The sequence below is a fragment of the Erythrobacter insulae genome (assembly GCF_007004095.1).
In the GTDB taxonomy this organism is placed as follows: domain Bacteria; phylum Pseudomonadota; class Alphaproteobacteria; order Sphingomonadales; family Sphingomonadaceae; genus Erythrobacter; species Erythrobacter insulae.
On sequence record NZ_VHJK01000001.1, the window covers coordinates 40,095 to 53,355 of the forward strand.

The window sequence follows — 13,261 nt, forward strand, 5'->3', positions numbered from 1 at the left end:
TCCGCAAGGCCGCGGCCACTAGCACCGCCGTTTGCCCCCTGCAACAATTCACAGGCCGCCAAGTGTGACACTATTGCAGCATCGGCGCGTTGGCGATCATGTCATCAAGCTGTGCAAGACGCCCTTCGAGGTCTTCACGCCACGGCGCATCTTCGGGTGATCGGGCAAGCAGGCCGGCCCAGATCTCTCGCGCCCGGCGCACTTCGCCCACCTGCAAAAAAGAAAATCCAAGGAAAAAATCCGCCGCTGGATTGGCCGGATCTATGGCCCTTGCCCGGTCATAAGCGTGAACAGCAGCCGGCGTAACAAAGCCATCGGCATGCGCCGTCAAAGCCATCGCCAAGGCGAGCCAGCCTTCCAAGTGATCGGGGTTTTCCGTTAATCCGCGCCGGAGCATTCCGGCTGCATCATCAAATTGACCGCGCCGGGCAAATGCATCGGAAGTAACGAGGTAACTGGGCTTTGCCTGCACGGTATCGAACAGCGAAATACGCGCGTCCACCATATCATCGCCAGAGCGCGCTTCCTGAACCATTGCGGCTTTTGGGCTGCCCGGTTGATCCGGGCTCCCCTGCCAAGCGTAACCGGCAAGTCCGAACAACAGCACCGATCCAAACAGCGCGTACCCCTCTTTCGGAAGCCTGAGCAGAAACGCAGCAAGCGCGAAACACACCAGTGCAAGCGATAGAACTGCCAGCCAACCGCCCATTATTCGTCTCCCTCGTGCCGCCGGCGTCCTAACCGGCGCAGCAACACCAACAAGGCGATCAGGATCAACAATGCAGGAATGGCAAAAAGCGGCCAGGTCGTTGAGCTGACTTCGGGCTGATAACTGACATAATCGCCATACCGTTCAACCAACCAGGACCGGATCGCATCGGGATCCTCTCCCGCCAATATCTTCGTACGGACCTGATGGCGCATATCACCGGCCATCGGCGCATCGCTGTCATTGATACTTTGCGACTGACATTTCAGACAGCGCAGCGTGTTCATTAATTCGCTCGCCTTGGCCTCAAGCGCGGGGTCTTCAAGCTGCGTGTAGGCATAGGGTGCAGGCGGCATTGTGTCCTGGGCCGCAACCGGCCCCGATACCGCAATCGCAATCAGCGCAGCGAACGTAAGCAGCGCGCGCATCATTCGACGTCCTGCAAAATTTTCAGCAATTCTGGCACATCTTCGGCGCGAATATCCCCGATATGCTGGTATCGGATGTTGCCCTCACCATCGATAACAAAGGTCTCAGGCACACCCGCGGCCCCGATCTCGATCTGAAGCTGTGAAATGTCATCCGCCCCGATCCGGGTATACGGATTGCCGTAACGATTGAGGAAATTGGCAACGTCGGCAGGTTTATCGCGGATTGCGATCCCGATAATCTCGACGCCTTGGTCTTTTAATGCCTCAAGCTGGGGAGCCTCCGCGATACAGGGCAGACACCAACTCGCCCAGACATTCAGCAGCTTTGGTTTGCCACCAAGAAAGTTGGCGCGCGCCGCCCCAGGCAGCCCGTCCACGGCAGGCGGTAGCGAAAATTCAGGCAAAGGTTTGTCGATCATGCCCGATGGCACCATCTGATCCTTGTCCTGAGTAAGCATATATCCGGCCAGTCCTGCGAAAAACAGGAACAGGGCAAGCGGGATGAAAAACACAGGGCGCATTATTCTGCAGGCTCCGGTTGGGCTTGTTCGCCAATGGCTATTTTATCATCGCGCCGCTCCCGGGCTTTGCGAGTTGCCCTGCGCCGTTTAAGGTCAACACGAACCCGGCCGATAATCGACAGGACGCCGCCAAGCGAGATAAGCAAACCGCCGTACCAAATGAATGTCACGAACGGTTTCCACCACACGCGCAATTGCCAGCGTCCATCGTCCGACTGATCACCGATCACGGCATAAAGCTGTCCGTCCCACCGGGTAATCAAAGCGCTTTCGCTGGTGGCCTGCGCTGGCGCCCAGAAATTGCGGGCCTGCGGAGTGATGATCGTTGGCTCCTCATCCCCGCGCGCAACCGAAAGACGCGCTTCAACCGCTGTCCAGTTTGGTCCGGCAACCGGGTCGACGCCTTCAAGAGCGATCGTCCACCCCGCCACCGTTTCGGTCGATCCGGGGGTAACAGCGGCAAGGCGTTCTTGGGTAAACGCGCTTTCACTCGCCATTCCAAACAACGCAACCGCCACACCGAAATGCGCCATGACCATGCCCCACGTTGCGGTGGGCACGCGCGCGATGTTGCGCCCGCGCAGCGGCAAAAACGAAGCAATCGCCAGAGCGACCGCAAAAGCCAGACCCAAAACGGGGAGGATGGCGTAATCACCAAGGATCGCAACCAGAGCCACCACTGAAATCAAAACCGAAGCGAGCAACATCAGTTCAAACTGGATACGCGCCGGTTTGTCCTGCTTCCATCGCAGCAATGGCCCCACGGCCATCACCAAGAACATTGGAATGGCGAAAATCGCACCTGCAGGATTGAAGTATGGCGGGCCCACCGAAACGCGCACGTCAAATGCTTCGGTCAGCAGCGGGTAAAGCGTGCCGAGCAGCACGATTGCAAGGATCGCCGACAACATAACGTTGTTGAACACCAGCGCCCCTTCGCGGCTGCTGACTGAAAAACGCTTGCCTTCTGCAATCGAGCCAGCGCGGAAAGCGAAGATCGCCAACGCTCCGCCGATATAAAGGGCCAGCAAAGCAAGGATAAAACTGCCGCGTTCGGGATCGACGGCAAACGCATGAACACTTGTGAGCACACCGGAGCGCACCAGAAAAGTCCCCAGCATGGACATCGAGAATGCGAGCACACCAAGCATGATTGTCCACGTTCGCAGCGCATCGCGCGCGGCAAGCACGCTGACCGAATGCAGCAAAGCAGTCGCCGCCAGCCATGGCATGAGCGAGGCGTTCTCGACCGGATCCCAGAACCACCAGCCGCCCCAGCCCAGCTCATAATATGCCCAGTATGATCCCGCGGTAATGCCGAGCGTCAGGAACACCCAGGCAAACAGCACCCATGGCCGCATGACCTTGGCGAAATCGGGCGTAACCTGTTTTGTAATAAGAGCGCCCATCGCGAGGCTGAACGCAACCGACAGACCGACATAGCCGACATACAGCGTTGGCGGATGCACAGCGAGCCCGATATCCTGCAACAGCGGGTTCAGACCGGTTCCCTCCATCGCCGGAACGGGCAGGCGTTCAAACGGGTTCGAGCTTAGCAATAGGAACGCATAAAACCCCAGGGCAACAAATCCCTGCACAGCCAAAGTTGCCGACATCGTTTTTTCCGGCAAGCGGCGCTCCATCCACGCAAGCAAGCCGCCGGACAAGGCAAGCACAGCCACCCATAGCAACATCGACCCTTCATGGTTTCCCCATGTGCCGGTCAATTTATAGATAAGCGGCTTCATCGAATGCGAATTGGTGGCGACCAGTTTGACCGAAAGATCGGTGATCGCAAACGCCCACAACAACAGAAGAAAAGCAAACACCGCAAGGAACGCCTGAACCACCGCTGCCGGGCGTGCATACATTGCCAGCACGGCGCCTTTTTCATCACCGCGCAGGCCCATAACGCCGGACATTATCTGCAGCACCGATAATGCGGTTGCGAGCCAGAGTGCGGCAAGTCCAAGTTCAGCGATCATTGTTGCAACGGCCTCTATTCGATCCCGACGGTCGTGTCGGCGGCGTAATCGGCGGCATTGTGACCTTCCAAGCCTTCAAGCTCGCGGGGCACGTAATTCTCATCATGCTTGGCCAGCAGATTGGTGGCTTGAAACACACCGTCCGGGCCTAGGCTGCCTTCTGCCACTACGCCTGACCCCTCGACAAAAAGATCGGGCAGGATACCGCTGTACTTAACCGGCACGGTGCTTTCCTCGTTACCGGTTACGATGAATTTCACAGTGATACCGTCGGGCTGCGGGGTGATCGATCCTGCCTGAACCATTCCGCCCAGCCGAACCGCCTGCCCAACAGCGGGCGGCTCAGCCGTCATTTGTTCTGGCAGATAGAAATAGTTGGCTTGATTGCGCAACGTCCAAGCCGCGATTAACCCGGCCGCGACAATCGCAACGATTGCAAACGCAACCAGAGCCAGCCTTTGATGCTTCGCTTTCATCGACGCTTTACCTCATCCTTGCGCTTTTCAGCGCGGCGCATCGACTGCCAGCTCCAGATGATCAGGATGGCAAGCGCACCCAATCCAATGGCATAGGCAGCGATGACGAAATCCCAGTGATCCAATGCCTCGCGCATTATGCGGTCTCCGCCGCAGGCTGCGATGCTGTCGCGCCGGCCATTGGTGCTTCATCATCAAGCGCCCGGCGGCGCAAGCGGGCCTCCACTTGCTGTTCGGCGATCAAAGCGCGCATCCTCATCAAAACTATCCCGCCAAACAGCAACGAAAACCCGATTACAGCGGCCAGAAGCGGCCACAGGAACACCGCGTCAATTGACGATCCGCCGGTTGTAATGCTGGGCGGCTGGTGCAGCGAATTCCACCACACGACACTGCGATTGATGATTGGAATGTTCACCGCGCCGACCAGGCCAAAAATCGCAGCGATCTTGGCCGATCCGCCTTCGCGTGCTGTCGCCTGAGCAAGAGCGAGATATCCTGCATAAAGAAACAACAACACGAGCATACTGGTCAGCCGTCCGTCCCACACCCACCAGGTCCCCCATGTAGGGCGGCCCCAGATTGATCCGGTCACCAGACATATCGCGGTAAAAGTCATCCCCGGCAGCGCAATCGCCCGCGCCGCGACACTGGCGAGTGGATGTTTCCAGATCAAAAGCATGGCAGAAGAAATCGCAATACCAGCCCATCCGCCCATTCCCAGCCACGCGGCAGGGACATGAATAAACAGAATGCGAACACTGTCCCCCATAAGGCGGTCCGGCGGAACATTCACCATGCCCCATGCCATCGCAGCCAACGAAACGACCAGACCGCTCCAGAAAAGAAGCGGGGTCAGCCACTGCGCGAGTGACAGGAATCGTTTGGGGTTGGCGTAGATGTGCATCAATATGGCCTTGTCGCCGTTCTAATGCCCCCTGCGCCGCCTGCAAGGGCGCAATTTGCGCAATACCCTATCGCAGTGAGTGCAAGGGTCGCTTTTATCCGCGCCCGATCAATTCCTGAGCCATGCGATCGGCAACGATATCTGGCGAAATTCCTGTATCGTCGCTCTGCGCCCAAACCTGCTCCAGCTTTTCCGGAATGGTTGCGATGCGCTTGTGCACCTCCTCCACCCCCGCAGAGACACCATCGCGGCGCGCAAGATATTCTGTCGCAACAGAGATAATTCCGCCAGCGTTGATGACATAATCGGGTGCAAACAGGATATCGCGTTCAAACAGGATTTTGCCGTGGTGGGCGCGGGCAAGCTGATTGTTCGCACCGCCTGCGACAATCGCCGTATCAAGCGCGGCGATGCTGGTCTCATCCAGAATCGCGCCCAGCGCATTGGGGCTTAGTACGTCGCATGGTGTCGTCAGAATGGAACCGGCGTCCACGGATTTCCCGCCCAGCTCCGCGGCAAGACCTGCGGCGCGTTCGGCGTTGATATCCGCCAGTGTCAATTTGGCTCCGTCTTTCGCGAGCAGCCGAGCCATGCCGCCGCCAACGCTGCCAGTGCCCTGAACAGCGACATGAACGCCAGACATGCTATCCTTGCCCAGCTTGTGCCTAACCGCGGCTTTGATACCAAGATAGATACCCATTGCGGTGAACGGTCCGGGATCGCCGCCTGCGGCATCATCACCAGATACCGGCAGCCCCGAAACATGCGCTGTGCGTTTCGCAACAGCAACCATATCGGCTTCGCTGATCCCGACATCTTCGGCCGTCACATACTTGCCGCCCAGCCCTTCGACCGCATCGCCAAAGGCGGCTAGCAGTTCGGGCGTTTTGGTGCGCGCTTCATCGGCAAGGATCACGGCCTTGCCGCCGCCCATAGGTAAACCGGCCATCGCGTTCTTGTAGCTCATGCCGCGTGACAGGCGCAGCGCATCGCGCAGCCCGTCTTTGGGTTCAGGGTAATGCCAGAAGCGAGTCCCGCCAGCGCCCGGCCCAAGGTGAGTCGAATGAACCGCGATAATCGCGGTCAGACCGCTTTTCCGATCACGCACAACATGGACCATCTCGTGGTCATCAAAATCCGGTTCAGTCCAGAATGCGGTCATATCTATCAACGCCTTACTATGGCGCGCAGGTCACCGGACAGATCCATCCAAGGATCATCGGGGAAAGGGAGAAAATGGGGCGATCGAGGGGTCTTGAACCCCCGACCTCCGGTACCACAAACCGGCGCTCTAACCAACTGAGCTACGATCGCCACATGCCCCTTCCCGACGCAACCTGTTGGTTACTGCCAAGCCCGCGCAGGGGGGCGTGATAAGCCTGTCACGTGGCCCGTCAAGGCTACGTTTTAGCGGTGCGAGCCTGTTGCACAAAGTGCCGCGCATGGGAAGTGAAAACTGATTCCGGTGCCGCTTTGCGCAAGATTCTTACGCGGAGCCCTTTGAGAGCCTTGGCGAGGCGCGCGCTCGCGGGTATTTGTTGGCCATGACCGGATCTGGTGATTCCTCGATAGAATTCCTCCGCGCGCATCCCGGCGTAATGCGCGTGCCATCGCCAAAGGTGGAGATGGTGTTAAAACCCGCATTCCTCTCAGCACAGCTTTGCTCCGATCTGATCGATCTGATTGAAAGCGACCGGCGACCTTCCACTCTGGCAGATTTCAACGGCGATCCCGGTTTCCGCACCAGCGAAACCTGCGACATGAAGCCGCAAGAGCCTGCCGTTAAAGAGGTAGAGCGCGTGCTGCATGAATTCACCGGAATTGATCCGGCTTATGGTGAGACTTTACAGGGCCAACGATACGAAGTCGGTCAGGAATTCAAAGCGCATACCGATTGGTTTACCCCCGGCGGCACTGATTGGGAGAAATTCTGTAGCGTTTCCGGACAGCGCACTTGGACTTTCATGGTCTATCTCAACAATGTCCCTTCTGGCGGCACCACCCGTTTCAAATCAATCGGCAAAAAAATTGATCCTGAGCAAGGAAAGTTGATCGGTTGGAACAATCAAAACCCCGATGGCAGCGGCAATGAGGACACCCTTCATCACGCGATGAAGGTGCGAAAGGGCATGAAATATGTCATAACCAAATGGTATCGCGAGAAACCGTGGAGCTGAACATGAATGAATATCGAGATATCGCAGAACAATTGCGGTCCCGGCTGGACGACCTTTTGCAGCGCGCTGAAGTGATTGAAGACGACCTGCGTCATCCGCTTGATGCCGATTGGAGCGAACAGGCGGTCGACCTCGCTGATGATGAAGCGCTCGAGGGAGTTGACGAGGTGCTCCGCAGCGAAATTCAACAAATCAGATTAGCGCTGTTGCGGATCAAAAACGGCACTTACGGAAAGTGTGCCAAATGCGGTGACGAAATTCGGCGCGAACGGCTTGAAGCAAGGCCGATCGCCACTCGCTGTATCAAATGCGCGTAAAGATGATGGCACGATAGACCTGACATCCGCTTACATCAGGCGTATTCCAGAACACTTAGCCCAAAACGAAAAAGGCGGCCCCGTCGGACCGCCCTTCCCTCACAGCCCGAAGGCTGCAAACTGGTTTGCCCCTTATTTCTTAAGGGAGAGTCCGCCAAAGCGCTTGTTGAACGCGGCAACACGGCCACCTTCTTGAAGCTGCTGTTTACCACCGGTCCATGCCGGGTGACTCGTAGGGTCGATTTCGAGAGCGAGCGTATCGCCTTCTTTACCCCAGGTCGAGCGGGTTTCAAATTCGGAACCATCGGTCATTTTGACCTTGATGGTGTGATATTCTGGATGCCCTTCGGCTTTCATAACTCTGGTCCTTCTGAGCGTTCACCGGTTCCGACCGGCGGTGCTATAAAACAGGGAAGCGGCGCGTTTAACGCGATTCAGGGATAATGCAAGCAGAGTCGCATTAGCTCTCGGGCGGATCAGCGATCATTGCTGTGAATTCAACCTCGCAAGAGGTTTTGCCTTCGACGCTGGCTTTGCCTTTGAATTTGTAGACGCGGCGGCGTTGCTGGACAAATTCCACTTCCAGATCAAGCAGGCAACCCGGCGTTACAGGCGTACGGAATTTTGCATTCTCGATACCCATAAAAATCACGAGCTTACCCGTGCCCGCCAACTCCAACGTCTCAATCCCGAGGATCGCAGCCGCTTGGGCAAGCGCTTCAATCTGAAGAACGCCGGGCATAATCGGAGCACCAGGGAAATGCCCCTGAAAGAACTCTTCATTCATGCTGACGGCTTTCACCGCGTGAATCCGTTCATTGAGGTGGATCGATTTGACCCGATCCACCAACAAAAGCGGGTAACGGTGGGGCAGCGCCTTAAGGATCTTGTGAATATCGTAATCCACAATCGGTTCCTTTGGCGTTTCCGAATCGCTCGGCTTATCGTTCATGCGCTGCCCCCGTTAGCCTACCGTGATCGCTTTAGCGGCCCGGTGCCTGTGTGTTGCCCTGTTGTTGCTGAGCGGCTTGCTGTTGTTGAATACGCTGAGCAGTCACGAGGTATTGCTGGATTTCCTGAAAAACCTGCGCACCTTGGCGGCTTGGGCGATAATCAGCGGGAGGAACAATGTTCACCGCAGGAACAGCTGTGTTCAAAGCAGTCACGAGCTGAGGGGTTACATCGGCACCTTCGAGCGCAAACTGAATGGCTTCGGGCTGAAGGATCATTTGAATTTGCTGCGAGGCAGCGAACGTCTGAAGCACAGTCGGGTACTGGTTGAGGATTTGCTCAACTGCAAAAATGCGCGCGTTGTTCACTTGCTGACTGATCGCAGCAATCTCTGCTTCGAGCGTTGAAATCTGCGTCACATTGGGCGCGGCTTGCAGGGCTGCGATTTCCGGATCTTCGATCTGGCCGTTGCCATTTGTGTCGAACGGCTGAAGCAGGGTCGAAAGCTCCTGTTGTTTCGTACGGCGCGTTTCGAGCTGCGCTGCGTAGGTGGTATTCACCTGCTGATAGGCAGTTTGAAACGCAGTCGTGCCGAGGATCGCGCGCGAAACATTGGCTGTCGCAACTTTGCCCTCTACCTGAGCGGCCGCTGGCGCGGTGGCAGCAACGGCGGCAATCGCCAAACCTGCTGGAGCGAGAAATTTCATGAGATTTTTCATTAGAACTGAGTTCCTACGTTAAACGTGAATGTTTTTTCATCGTCGCCTTCAACCCTGCGAATGGACTGGGCGAAATCGATGCGGAACGGCCCGAATGGCGAGTTCCAGTTTACCCCGATGCCTGCGGTAATACGCGGGCTGGGTGAATTCCCGAGGAAGACCTCGCGGATTGCGCTGTTAGGACGAACGCTTGGTACGTTGGATGTTACCCCATCAGCCGCGATCGGATTGATCGTGGAAAATTGAATTACGTTGCCCTCATCATTTGTACCGGTTTCGATGAACAAAGGGTTTCCGTTTGCATCAACATTTTGCAAGCCGTTGGGATTGTCTTGCAGAAGCGGCGCATCGACACCCCAAAGCGCACCGACATCCATCCAGATCGACGGACGCAGGCCAAGCTCGCGTGCGCCGGTACCCAAAGGCAATTCCAGCTCTGCGCGGGCCAGATAATAATTGCGACCCCCGATCGCATCATCACGAACATTGTCGCGATCCGTGATTGGAACGGGCTCACCATCCGGGCCAGGCACATACGGTTGTGTCAGGATGCGCGGACCAACACCGCGAATGTCAAATCCGCGGAACTGTGGCTCGCCAAGGAAGAAACGGTCGGTCAGCAAGACATCATCTACGCCCGGACCGCCGCGATCCTGCAAAGGAATTACCGTCCCACCTTCAGCCGAAAGCGAGAAGACAAAGCCGCTATTGGCGACATTCCAGAATTGTTGAGCCCGTCCGCGGAAGCGCAGATAGCGAACATCGCCGCCAAGTCCGGCCCACTCTGTGCTGAGCGATACATTCCGGCCGCGCGTTGGCCGGGCACGCGAATTGAGCGTGTTGTAAGTCAAGCTGAGACCGAGAATGGAGCTAAGCCGATCCCCCAGAGCATCACAAAGGAACCGTCCGGCCAGCAGCGGGTCACATTCTGTAATACCGTCGCCATTAATGTCCGAGAAGAAGAGGTTCTCGTCGAGACTCACCTCGTCATAGTTCAGCGTGTAGCTGCCAACGAGCGACATGAATTCGGTAAGCGGCACACCAAGGCGCGCAGCAAAACCGGTTGTTGCCTGTTCGAATGTCGTGTTGCGATCACGGTTGTTGAAGTTGAAGCTGTTTACGTCGCGGCGGTAGATATCAATGCCGGACGAGATATTGCGGTCGAACACATAAGGTTCGGTGAAGCTGATCTGGGCGGACCGCGAAAACTGCGAATAATTCAGGCTAAGCCCGATAGTTTGGCCGCGACCACGGAAATTCCGCTGACGGATAGATGCAGCAAGAATGAACTGTTCGATCGAAGAGAACCCGGCAGAAAACTGCAATTCACCGGTCGGTTGCTCTTCGACGTTCGCTTCAAGGATGATGCGGTCAGGCGCGCTGCCTTCAACCTGGCTAACTTCGAAATTCTCCTGGAAATAACCAAGCGAATTGATACGCGCGGTCGTACGCAGAACACCCAGAGAGTTAAACGCGTCGCCTTCAGACAATCGGAACTCGCGGCGAATAACCTTATCCTGCGTCAGCGTGTTGCCATTCACATCAACCCGCTCGACATAGACTCGCGGCGCCTGACGCAGGATCAGTGTGATATCCATCGTCAGGTCGTCTTTATTGCGATTAAAGCGCGGCTGAACATCCGCAAATGCATAACCGAAACGGCCCGCCAGTTCGGTGATCTGCTCGACAGTATCCTCGACGATTTTAGCGTCGTAGAAATCGCCTGACTTCATCGGCAGATTGCCGCTCATCACATCGCTGTCGAAATCGCGCAATTGGCTATCAACTTCGACTTTGCCGAATTTGTAACGCTCGCCCTCTTCCACCACATATGTGATGATAAAGTCTTCCTGATCAGGTGTAAGCTCGGCAACCGCAGATACAACGCGGAAATCGGCATAGCCCTCTGTCAGGTAAAACTGGCGGAGTTTTTGCTGGTCAAACGCCAGACGGTCAGGGTCATAGCTCGTGTTGGAGCTGAAAAACCGGTGGAAACGCGCCTGTTTAGTGACCATTTCACCGCGCAGCTCACTATCGGAAAACACCTCGTTACCGATGATGTTGATCTGGCGGACTTTCGACTTTGGCCCTTCGGTGATTTCGAACACCACATCAACGCGGTTCTGCGGCAATTGAACCATCTTAGGCTCAACGACTGCGGCAAAACGGCCCTGACGTTTGTACAGCTCGACTATCCGCGCAACATCGGCGCGGACTTTTGAACGGGTAAATATCTGCCTCGGCGACAGCTTGATCTCGGGCAGGATCTTATCGTTCTTGAGCCGCTCATTGCCCTCCAGAACGATGCGGTTGATGACCGGGTTTTCGGTGACAGTGATGACAACATTGCCGCCATCATTGCGAATTGAGAAATCTGAAAACAGCTCTGTCGCGCCAAGGTCTTTCAAGGCCTCGTCCGCTGCGGCAGACGTGTATTCCTGGCCGACCCGCATACGGATGTAGCTTAGGATCGTCGTCGGCTCGAGCCGCTCGGCACCGGACACGCTGATGGTGCGGATGACATTTGCGCTCGGCGCTGGCGCCGGTGCAGGAGCGGGTGCCGGTGCAGGAGCGGGTGCCGGCTGGGCGCCCGTCGCTGTCGTGGCATCATCGCCGCCATCCTGAGCAAGCGCCGAATACGGCACGCCCGAAAGCATCGTGGCCCCCGAAAGAGCCAGCGCAAGGCGGCCTGCCTTGGTATAGGTTTTTGGGGTGACAGGTGTGCTGCCCGTCTGGTTGCGTCGATTCATGGAGTAAATGTTCCCGTCTAACCCGTCTAAATTACGCACGCCTTCCCCGCGACGCGTATTCCGGCGGCCCATATTCGGTCCGCACCTGCCTCTGCCCCAAGCAGCCTTCGCAATCAAGCGTAGTCCCTGCTCAATGCCGGTTCACCCGCCTCCTGTCCCCGACTAACTGCCTTTCAGTCAGCCAAAGATTGCCCCAAATATCGACAACGACGTGACATCGTTCACCGTGACGACCACCATAAAGACCAGCACAAGGGCAATCCCTGTGCGATAGGCCCATTCGGTCGCCTGCGGACCCACCGGCTTTCTACGCACCGCTTCGGCAGCATAAAACGCAAGGTGCCCGCCATCGAGTGCCGGGATTGGCAAGATATTGATGAATGCCAAATTAAGCGAGATGAGCGCAACGAAATTGATGAAGGTCGTCAGCCCCAGGCTCATCTGCTCACCTGAATATTTTGCGATCTTGATCGGACCGCCCAATTCCTTGATCGAGCGTTCTCCGGTGATGATCTGTTTGATCCCTGTCACCATCATCGCAAACACATCGCCTGTATGTGCAATGGCGACAGGCATCGCTTGAAACGCAGACACCGGCTCAAGCACATATTCGCCGCCGGATGGGCCGACACCGAGTTGACCGATCGCGCTGGTGTTGCCGAACGAATCGGTCACTTCCACGCGCTGAGTGGTCACCGGAAAATCGAGCGTCTTGCCGTCACGTTCAACGGTGACGATCATCGATCGATCTGGATACAGTGCGACCTCGCCGCGGATGGATTCGAAATCCTCTACCGGCTGATTATCAATCGCAACAATCGTGTCGCCAATCTCGATCCCCGCAGCTTTGGCAACTGACGTTTCCGAAAATTCCCCGACGGTGCGCGAATCTTCGGCGCCGACAATGGTCAGCTTGCCATGAAACGCGAACAGGGCCGCGAACAGCGCCAACGTAATGAGAAGATTGGTGACCGGTCCTGCGGCCACGATCAGCGCGCGTTTCCACAATGCCGCGTGATGGAAATTGCCATCGCGTTGTTCGGGCGTCGCGGCTTCGTTCGCATTGATATCAGGCGCGGATGCAGGGTTCATGTCGCCTCTGAACTGAACATATCCGCCTAATGGTAAAGCTGATAGTTTCCAGCGAGTGCCGCGCTTGTCCGTGCGGCCCCAAACCTCTTTGCCAAAACCGACAGAGAACGCGTCCGCCTGCACGCCAAACCAGCGACCGACCAGATAATGGCCAAGTTCGTGAAAGGTGATGAGCGGCCCAAGCACAAGCAAGAAGCCGACAAGATACATCCAGAAAGGTGGCGAT

At 56.7% G+C, this 13,261-nt stretch carries 15 protein-coding genes and 1 tRNA gene; 2 read left to right on the forward strand and 14 right to left on the reverse strand.

What is annotated here, in order from left to right; all coding sequences use genetic code 11:
- Window positions 1-70: 70 nt before the first annotated feature.
- From FGU71_RS00165 to FGU71_RS00205, 9 genes are all read right to left on the reverse strand, one after another.
- The gene (locus FGU71_RS00165; RefSeq protein WP_234035566.1) at window positions 71-709 is read right to left on the reverse strand and encodes a tetratricopeptide repeat protein; all 639 of its coding nucleotides are present in this window, start codon (window positions 707-709) and stop codon (window positions 71-73) included.
- Entirely contained in the window at window positions 709-1,140 is a 432-nt protein-coding gene (locus tag FGU71_RS00170) for a cytochrome c-type biogenesis protein (RefSeq protein WP_142786701.1), read from the reverse strand. Before FGU71_RS00170 ends, FGU71_RS00165 begins: the two co-directional genes overlap by 1 nt.
- The gene (locus FGU71_RS00175) at window positions 1,137-1,661 is read right to left on the reverse strand and encodes a DsbE family thiol:disulfide interchange protein (RefSeq protein ID WP_142786702.1); all 525 of its coding nucleotides are present in this window, start codon (window positions 1,659-1,661) and stop codon (window positions 1,137-1,139) included. Before FGU71_RS00175 ends, FGU71_RS00170 begins: the two co-directional genes overlap by 4 nt.
- Window positions 1,661-3,646 carry a heme lyase CcmF/NrfE family subunit gene (locus FGU71_RS00180; RefSeq protein WP_142786703.1) on the reverse strand — a complete coding sequence of 662 codons (1,986 nt, stop codon included), beginning with the start codon at window positions 3,644-3,646 and terminating at the stop codon, window positions 1,661-1,663. Before FGU71_RS00180 ends, FGU71_RS00175 begins: the two co-directional genes overlap by 1 nt.
- 14 nt (window positions 3,647-3,660) lie before the next feature.
- Window positions 3,661-4,122, reverse strand: coding sequence for a cytochrome c maturation protein CcmE (gene ccmE / locus FGU71_RS00185; RefSeq protein WP_142786704.1), 462 nt, complete (start codon window positions 4,120-4,122; stop codon window positions 3,661-3,663).
- Window positions 4,119-4,259, reverse strand: coding sequence for a heme exporter protein CcmD (ccmD, locus tag FGU71_RS00190; protein ID WP_142786705.1), 141 nt, complete (start codon window positions 4,257-4,259; stop codon window positions 4,119-4,121). Before ccmD ends, ccmE begins: the two co-directional genes overlap by 4 nt.
- Window positions 4,259-5,029 carry a heme ABC transporter permease CcmC gene (gene ccmC / locus FGU71_RS00195; protein ID WP_142786706.1) on the reverse strand — a complete coding sequence of 257 codons (771 nt, stop codon included), beginning with the start codon at window positions 5,027-5,029 and terminating at the stop codon, window positions 4,259-4,261. Before ccmC ends, ccmD begins: the two co-directional genes overlap by 1 nt.
- A gap of 94 nt (window positions 5,030-5,123) precedes the next feature.
- A complete protein-coding gene (locus tag FGU71_RS00200) occupies window positions 5,124-6,191 on the reverse strand; it encodes a Leu/Phe/Val dehydrogenase (RefSeq protein WP_142786707.1) in 1,068 nt (355 codons plus the stop codon).
- Between the two features lie 75 nt (window positions 6,192-6,266).
- Window positions 6,267-6,343 (reverse strand) — tRNA-His (locus FGU71_RS00205).
- A gap of 230 nt (window positions 6,344-6,573) precedes the next feature.
- Here FGU71_RS00205 and FGU71_RS00210 point away from each other — a divergent pair.
- Window positions 6,574-7,206, forward strand: a complete 633-nt coding sequence (locus FGU71_RS00210; RefSeq protein WP_142786708.1) for a prolyl hydroxylase family protein — start codon at window positions 6,574-6,576, stop codon at window positions 7,204-7,206.
- A gap of 2 nt (window positions 7,207-7,208) precedes the next feature.
- Window positions 7,209-7,523 (forward strand): TraR/DksA family transcriptional regulator, encoded by a 315-nt coding sequence (locus FGU71_RS00215; protein ID WP_142786709.1) that lies wholly within the window; start codon window positions 7,209-7,211, stop codon window positions 7,521-7,523.
- Between the two features lie 132 nt (window positions 7,524-7,655).
- Here FGU71_RS00215 and rpmE read toward each other — a convergent pair whose 3' ends face one another.
- The 5 genes from rpmE to rseP form a co-directional block, all read right to left on the reverse strand.
- Window positions 7,656-7,880 carry a 50S ribosomal protein L31 gene (gene rpmE / locus FGU71_RS00220; RefSeq protein ID WP_142786710.1) on the reverse strand — a complete coding sequence of 75 codons (225 nt, stop codon included), beginning with the start codon at window positions 7,878-7,880 and terminating at the stop codon, window positions 7,656-7,658.
- A gap of 103 nt (window positions 7,881-7,983) precedes the next feature.
- On the reverse strand, window positions 7,984-8,475 hold the full coding sequence (gene fabZ / locus FGU71_RS00225; RefSeq protein ID WP_142786711.1) for a 3-hydroxyacyl-ACP dehydratase FabZ: 492 nt from the start codon (window positions 8,473-8,475) through the stop codon (window positions 7,984-7,986).
- Window positions 8,476-8,506: 31 nt separating this feature from the next.
- Window positions 8,507-9,181: an OmpH family outer membrane protein gene (locus FGU71_RS00230; protein ID WP_234035567.1), complete on the reverse strand. Its 675-nt coding sequence runs from the start codon at window positions 9,179-9,181 to the stop codon at window positions 8,507-8,509.
- An 11-nt stretch (window positions 9,182-9,192) separates the two neighbouring features.
- A complete protein-coding gene (bamA, locus tag FGU71_RS00235) occupies window positions 9,193-11,943 on the reverse strand; it encodes an outer membrane protein assembly factor BamA (protein ID WP_142786713.1) in 2,751 nt (916 codons plus the stop codon).
- A 177-nt stretch (window positions 11,944-12,120) separates the two neighbouring features.
- Window positions 12,121-13,245, reverse strand: coding sequence for an RIP metalloprotease RseP (gene rseP / locus FGU71_RS00240; protein WP_142786714.1), 1,125 nt, complete (start codon window positions 13,243-13,245; stop codon window positions 12,121-12,123).
- Window positions 13,246-13,261: the final 16 nt, after the last annotated feature.